Annotated in this window: 7 protein-coding genes; 5 read left to right on the forward strand and 2 right to left on the reverse strand. The window is 44.1% G+C overall.

Going from position 1 to position 6,440, the window contains the following annotated elements; genetic code table 11:
• Positions 1–163 precede the first annotated feature (163 nt).
• Entirely contained in the window at positions 164–862 is a 699-nt protein-coding gene (locus HCK02_RS12895) for a cyclic nucleotide-binding domain-containing protein (RefSeq protein ID WP_167630509.1), read from the forward strand.
• 516 nt (positions 863–1,378) lie between these two features.
• On the opposite strand, the gene pdxT is transcribed toward HCK02_RS12895, so the two are convergent.
• Together pdxT and pdxS are read right to left on the reverse strand one after the other, a co-directional pair.
• Positions 1,379–1,948: a pyridoxal 5'-phosphate synthase glutaminase subunit PdxT gene (pdxT, locus tag HCK02_RS12900; RefSeq protein WP_167630510.1), complete on the reverse strand. Its 570-nt coding sequence runs from the start codon at positions 1,946–1,948 to the stop codon at positions 1,379–1,381.
• A 1-nt stretch (position 1,949) separates the two neighbouring features.
• The gene (gene pdxS / locus HCK02_RS12905) at positions 1,950–2,837 is read right to left on the reverse strand and encodes a pyridoxal 5'-phosphate synthase lyase subunit PdxS (protein WP_167630511.1); all 888 of its coding nucleotides are present in this window, start codon (positions 2,835–2,837) and stop codon (positions 1,950–1,952) included.
• A 127-nt stretch (positions 2,838–2,964) separates the two neighbouring features.
• Here pdxS and HCK02_RS12910 point away from each other — a divergent pair, with 127 nt between their 5' ends.
• The 4 genes from HCK02_RS12910 to HCK02_RS12925 form a co-directional block, all read left to right on the forward strand.
• Positions 2,965–4,401, forward strand: a complete 1,437-nt coding sequence (locus HCK02_RS12910; protein ID WP_167630515.1) for an aminotransferase-like domain-containing protein — start codon at positions 2,965–2,967, stop codon at positions 4,399–4,401.
• Between the two features lie 150 nt (positions 4,402–4,551).
• Positions 4,552–5,301 (forward strand): alpha/beta fold hydrolase, encoded by a 750-nt coding sequence (locus tag HCK02_RS12915; RefSeq protein WP_167630512.1) that lies wholly within the window; start codon positions 4,552–4,554, stop codon positions 5,299–5,301.
• A gap of 79 nt (positions 5,302–5,380) precedes the next feature.
• Positions 5,381–5,932 carry an NADPH-dependent FMN reductase gene (locus HCK02_RS12920; protein ID WP_167630513.1) on the forward strand — a complete coding sequence of 184 codons (552 nt, stop codon included), beginning with the start codon at positions 5,381–5,383 and terminating at the stop codon, positions 5,930–5,932.
• Between the two features lie 144 nt (positions 5,933–6,076).
• On the forward strand, positions 6,077–6,440 hold a 364-nt coding region (locus tag HCK02_RS12925; RefSeq protein ID WP_167630514.1), incomplete at its 3' end, for a GIY-YIG nuclease family protein.

The following is a 6,440-nucleotide window of genomic DNA, read 5'->3' on the forward strand; positions in this document are numbered from 1 at the left end:
GTATTTACTTATTTAGTCTGTTCGGGTAAATTGGTAGTAAGGTGTGAAAGTAAAGTATTTCACATAATAATGACATCAAGGATAAAACTTCTGACTTAATCAATTGAGTAACCACTTAATTGCTAAAAATAAAAGCGTTACTAAAAATGATGAAAGGAATGAAATGATGATTATTGATAATGATCTAGCTAAAGAATGGTATCCGACTTTTTGGAAATCAACTTATTTTAAGCCACAACAAATTTGTTATAGCACGAAAGAAGTTAAAGATGATCGGATTTTGATCATCAAAAAGGGAACCTTAATTGTTCAAGTCGCAACGGAAGATGGTAAGAAAATCCACACTGAAATTCTTACTAAGGGCAATGTAATCAATGCCGAAGCGCTTATTGAAAATCACTCGGAATGGGTGATTAAAGACTTCATACATTATCAAGTTATTGCACTCGATAATGTTGAAATTTACGAAATTGAAAAGGAATTCTTCCTATCTCACCTCTACTTGGATCCTCGCAAATACCACCAATTGATTGAAGAAATCATCAAACAGTTTATCACCGTATCTTTTTCTCACATTCTTGCCAATAAAAAAACGGCTGTTAAAATCTCATGGGCATTAGTAAGAATCGCTAAGCAAGTTGGCGAAAAACTGACGGATGATTTATATCGGTTACCAAGTTTTGCCAACAGGACGTTCATTTCGCAAATTGCAGGTGCAGGGAAAGCGAGAACGAGTGAAGCTATCCGTGAACTTGATGATTATGGTATTTTTGAAAGATGCGATAAAGAACTGATTATTAGTCGAAATAAGTTGCAAGAATATTTAAAAGCGGAAAGTTTTTCTGAATACAGCGTACTTTAAATGCTTCTTCTTCCTCCTAAATTCACCACCACAATTGTTTGTTTTCCCTCAAGGTGATAGCTCTAAAATTCCTTACTCTTGAATTTGTTTAACATGCTCGTGAACCTGTGTTTTAATGGTGCTATATGAAAGTCCATGAACACGCTTAGATTCAATGCTTTCTATGTAGTGTTTTTTAAGTTGCGCTAATAGACGATGTCCGTTTGATCGACAAACTTAATCGTGACGGTTTGCTGCTCGTCGGTCGTTAAAGCCTTTCCTAAAAATAACGAACAATTCATTGTCCGCTTACTCTCCCTTTCCTGCTTTATAAGTGAATTCCTTTACTTTTAATAATTTTTAGTAGTTTGGGAAATACTTTGTTTTGATGCTGATTGACTAGCCTGGTACCCGCTAAAAAAAATTCACACAAATTTTGCCGAAGTTTTTTATCAAATATATCAAATTCAATCAAAAAACAATCTATAATTAGGCTAAAAAGCAACAAGCGAGCAATCATGCTCGCTTGTTGCTTTTTTAAACACATTCGCGGATAAAATGTTCTAACAGCCGTAAATCATCTGTCAATTCTGGATGGAAAGCTGTGACGAGCACTTTTTCTTGCCGCGCTGCCACCACTTTTTCTTCTACTTTTGCAAGAACCTCGATGTTGCCTCCAAGCTGTTCGAGATAGGGTGCTCGGATAAATACAGCTTGGAATGGCCCACCTGAAATTCCTTGGATCGTGAGCGCGGCTTCAAAGCTTTCTTTCTGGCGGCCAAAGCCATTTCGAACGACCTTTGCGTCGATCAAGCCGAGACTTTCTTCCCCGCTATCCGTTTCCTGCGCCGCAAGAACCATCCCCGCACAAGTCCCGAAGATTCCTTTACCTGCTTGATGGAAACTACGCAGCGGCTCAGCAAAATCATAATGCTTGATGAAGCGGCGCATCGTCGTACTTTCTCCGCCGGGCAAAATCAATCCATCAAGGGCTCCGAGTTGGTCGGGGTGCTTCACAGGGATGGCTTCGGCGCCTGCTTTTTGGATGGCTGCTAAATGTTCGCTTACGGCACCTTGCAAGGCTAACACGCCGATCGTCTTTTTCAATTTAAATCCCCCGTTCTTGCATGCGCTCGTCAGGCGTTAAATGGGTAATTTCGATACCTTTCATGGCGATGCCGAGTTCTTTTGATAGCTCACCAATTAATTTGTAGTCTTCGTAATAAGTGGTTGCTTGCACGATTGCACTGGCAAATTTGGATGGGTTTTCGGATTTGAAGATGCCAGAGCCAACAAAGACGCCATCTGCGCCAAGGGACATCATCAAGGCTGCGTCAGCCGGTGTCGCCACACCACCTGCTGCAAAATTGACAACGGGCAATTGGCCGTGTGTTTTCACTTCTTTGATTAGTTCGTAGGGAGCTCCCAAGTTTCTTGCCGCAACCATCAGTTCATCTTCGCTCATGCCTGAGATTTGGCTGATTTGACTGTTCACTTTTCGCATGTGGCGCACGGCTTCTACGATGTTTCCTGTTCCAGGTTCACCTTTTGTCCGAAGCATCGCCGCGCCTTCCCCGATTCGGCGCAATGCTTCACCAAGATCACGGCAGCCGCAGACAAATGGGACGGTGAAGTCGTTTTTTAGCAAATGATATTCGTCATCAGCAGGTGTTAGGACTTCACTTTCATCAATGTAATCCACGCCCATTTCTTCTAACACGCGTGCTTCGGCGATGTGACCGATCCGCGCTTTAGCCATGACGGGAATGCTCACGGCGTTCATTACTTCTTCGACGATTCGTGGATCAGCCATTCGCGCGACGCCGCCTGCTGCTCGGATGTCAGATGGGACGCGTTCTAAAGCCATTACGGCAACTGCGCCTGCTTCTTCTGCGATTTTTGCTTGCTCGGCATTTACAACATCCATGATGACGCCGCCCTTTTGCATTTGCGCCATGCCGCGTTTCACTTTTTCAGTTCCTGTCGTTTTTTCCATTTTAGAGACCCTCCATTTCAAAATTGCGCTCTTTCACTTCCTATGATAAGCTAATGGCAATTAAGCAGAAACGGCCAATTGGATGTGATTTTTGCCATCCAATTTTAACGAGGAGGGAAGCGGGATGATTTGGCGACTAGAGGAGCGACAGGATTTACCACTTTATCAGCAGATTATCCATTTGATTGAAAAACAAATCTCAAATGGGGAAATTTTGCCTGGCGAGAAGCTTCCGCCGGAGCGGAAGCTTGCCGCTTATTTGGATGTGAATCGTTCGACGGTTGTTCGGGCGCTGGATGAGCTTGCGGCAAGTGGGAAAGTGATTCGAACGCAGGGAAGTGGCACGCGGATCAATGAAGGAAAATGGGGATTGCTGGATTCAGCAAAGACGAACTGGCGCCATTATGTGGATAGCGGGGCGTTTAATGCAGCGAATCCTTATTTGGATGCGATCGCGGCGCTTAAGGAAGCTTATCCGGATGAGGTGATCGATCTTTCGGCGGGGGAACTACCGATCGAATTGACACCGCAAATCGCAACTCCGAGTCTTTCGTGGCAGTCTTTTCTTGCGGAAGAAAAGAGCAATCAAAGCTTGGGCTACTTGCCGCTACGTCAGGCGATTCAAAAGCGGATGTTTGAGGGCACAGGGCTATGGCGAGAAACGGGGCAGTTGCTAATTACCTCCGGCGCTCAACAGGCGATTTTTTTGATCACGCAGTGCTTACTGAGGCCTGGGGACGCGGTGGCAATTGAGGCGCCGTCTTACTTTTATTCGCTACCTTTGTTTCAGTCGGCGGGGCTGCGGATTTTTGCTTTGCCAATGGATGAGGCGGGGGCGAATCCTGAGGCGCTCGAACAGCTTTACCGTAAGCACCGCATCAAGATGGTTTTCACGAACCCAACTTTTCAAAATCCAACGGGGAATTTGATGACGGAATCGCGGCGTAAAGCGCTTGTAGCGCTTTGCGCCAAGCTCCAGATTCCCATCGTGGAAGATGACCCATTCGGCGAATTACACTTTCAGCCCGATCAGAAGATTACACCGCTAAAAAAATTGGATCAAGAAAACGTCCTTTATATCGGGTCGCTTTCGAAAATCCTCGGCTCGACGACGCGAATCGGTTGGCTGGATGGACCGGCAGCGGTCGTCAATCGACTAGCCGAAGCACGTCAGGAAATGGATTTCGGCTTGAGTATCTTTCCACAGGTTCTTGCCCGATTTGTCCTTGAATCTGATTTATTTGAGCGACATTTGACTTTTTTACGCGCTGAGCTGAAAAAACGGCGAGATTTGCTCGTGGAAGCGCTTGAAACCTATCTTCCTGGCGAGTTGCGCTACAAGCTTCCAAGCGGCGGTTTTCATTTGTGGGTCGAGCTCCCAGCGCTTAGCCATGCGACGGCGCGCGATTTCAACCATTTTCTCGACAAGAAACTGCTCGTAATGCCGGGCTTCGTATTTGGGCAAAAAGGCGGCGTGATGCGGCTGACCTTTGCCCGCGTGACGGAAAAAAGCGCACAAACGGCGGCTAAGCGGCTGGCAGAAATTCTTGAGGCGGAAAGCTAGAAACAGCAAGTGTGGCTGCGTACGATTGACTTTGCTTCGGCGCGTTTCCTGGGGTGAGCACTTTCCGTGCAATGGCGCACAAATATGTTATTATAAATAAGCAGCTAACTTTTTGAAAGTGAATAAAATAAGAGGAGAAGGAAAAACAAGATGGCGAATAAAGTAGTAAAAAAGCAAATCCATACGATTCCAGTGCTAGAGGTCGTGAAAAGCGAACTGGCCGAGGAAAGGCTACCGCTTGTGATTTTCTATCACGGCTGGCAAATTAGTAAAGAGCTTGTCTTGACGCAAGGCAGGAAGCTAGCCGCGCAAGGATTTCGGGTTTGCCTGCCGGATGCGCCTAATCATGGTGAGCGCAAGCAGACTTTATCGCCAATTCCATCCGTTACCTTCTGGAATAGCATCCAAGGCAACTTGTTTGAATTTGAAACCCTCTGTGAGCATTACGAAAAAGAAGGGCTATCAAATGGCTGGATTGGCGTCGGCGGACTTTCCATGGGTGGCATCACAACTTGTGCCTTGCTCACGCATTATCCTGAAATCAAAGCTGCCGTTTGTTTGATGGGCGAGCCAGCGATCGTGGATTACCGGAACCGCGGCATTGAGCGGGCGCGAACTTTTCACGTTGATTTTCCGAAAAGCTACGTGGATTTAATGAGTTGGCAAGAAAAATTCGATTTGAGTTTACGCCCAGAGCTTTTGGCAGGGCGGCCGCTTTACTTCTGGCACGGAACAGAAGATCCGAAAATTCCGATCGACTCCGTGAAGCGTTTCGTCGCAGTCAATCAGGGTAAAGAATACGGCAAGAATATCGTGTTTGAAATCGGGGAAGGTAAAAAACATCTTGTGCACACTGACACAATGGATGCAGCAGCAAGCTTTTTGGCAGCACAAAAGTAAAGCAAGAACCCGGCAGTAAGGCTTCGAACTATTTTTGTAGCATGGAAAAAGTAATTAAACAACAGGAGGCTAGAATGAAATGAAGAAAATTGGATTTTTTGTAGGGAGTTTAAGAAAAGATTCGTATAGTAAAAAGGTGGCAGAGTCTTTTATAAAATTGTTACCAGAAGGTTATGAAGGCGTCTTTGTAGAGCTTGGCGAGTTACCGCTTTACAATCAAGATTATGATGATTTTGGACCTGTTCCAGAAAGCTATCAAACGTTCCGCGAAGAAGTGCGGCAACTAGATGGTGTCGTTTTTGTAACGCCTGAATACAATCGTTCCGTTCCAGCTGTTTTGAAAAATGCGCTTGATGTCGGTTCAAGACCTTTCGGAAAGAGCGTGTGGAATAACTTACCGGGGCTTGTCGTTACAGCTTCCCCAGGAGCAATTGGAGGATTTGGAGCGAACCATCATCTGCGCCAATCCCTTGTATTCTTGAATGTACCGACTTTGCAGCAACCAGAAGCGTATGTTGGTCATATCGCTGACTCGATCGGTGAAGATGGGGCGATCATACCATCAACAGAGAAGTTCTTCCAAACGATTTTGGATAGCTACTTGGCGTTTCTTGAAAAATTAACAAAATAATGAAGAGAAAAACCGCGAGTCTTGGCTTGCGGTTTTTTTATGTAATTATCAGGATGGAAAATCCAATTTTTCACTGATATAATGATAAATAGAATGAAATTTACTTTTATTAAACATAAATAGACATATATTAGGGGGATATATATGGATTCTATCACCAATACACCTGTTATTAAACGAATTAATTATTCAATGGAAGCAGTTCAAGATTTAACTACTCAATTGGAAAGTGATGGAAGTGTAGAAAAAGAATTAATAATTGATTATCCAACAGTATACATAATTGACAATCAGCAAACTAAAGAGAAAATGGTGTATGTAGGAGAAACAACTGACATTAATCGACGAACAAAGGAGCATTTAGATAGGGATATAAAAAGAGCTTCGGATGAGAAATGGAGCGAAATGCTTGATTCGAAGATGTATATTATTGGTCATCCATATTTCAATAAATCCTTAACATTGGATATTGAAAATAAGTTAATGTCATATATGCTTGGTGTCAAAG

It is taken from the genome of Listeria valentina (assembly GCF_011800755.1).
Taxonomy (GTDB): domain Bacteria; phylum Bacillota; class Bacilli; order Lactobacillales; family Listeriaceae; genus Listeria; species Listeria valentina.

Excerpts from the sequence above, each read along its gene's own strand:
- HCK02_RS12920 (WP_167630513.1), top strand. The coding sequence starts at position 5,381 with ATGAAGAAAATTGGATTTTTTGTAGGGAGTTTAAGAAAAGATTCGTAT.
- pdxS (WP_167630511.1), bottom strand. The coding sequence starts at position 2,837 with ATGGAAAAAACGACAGGAACTGAAAAAGTGAAACGCGGCATGGCGCAA.
- HCK02_RS12895 (WP_167630509.1), top strand. The coding sequence starts at position 164 with ATGATGATTATTGATAATGATCTAGCTAAAGAATGGTATCCGACTTTT.
- HCK02_RS12915 (WP_167630512.1), top strand. The coding sequence starts at position 4,552 with ATGGCGAATAAAGTAGTAAAAAAGCAAATCCATACGATTCCAGTGCTA.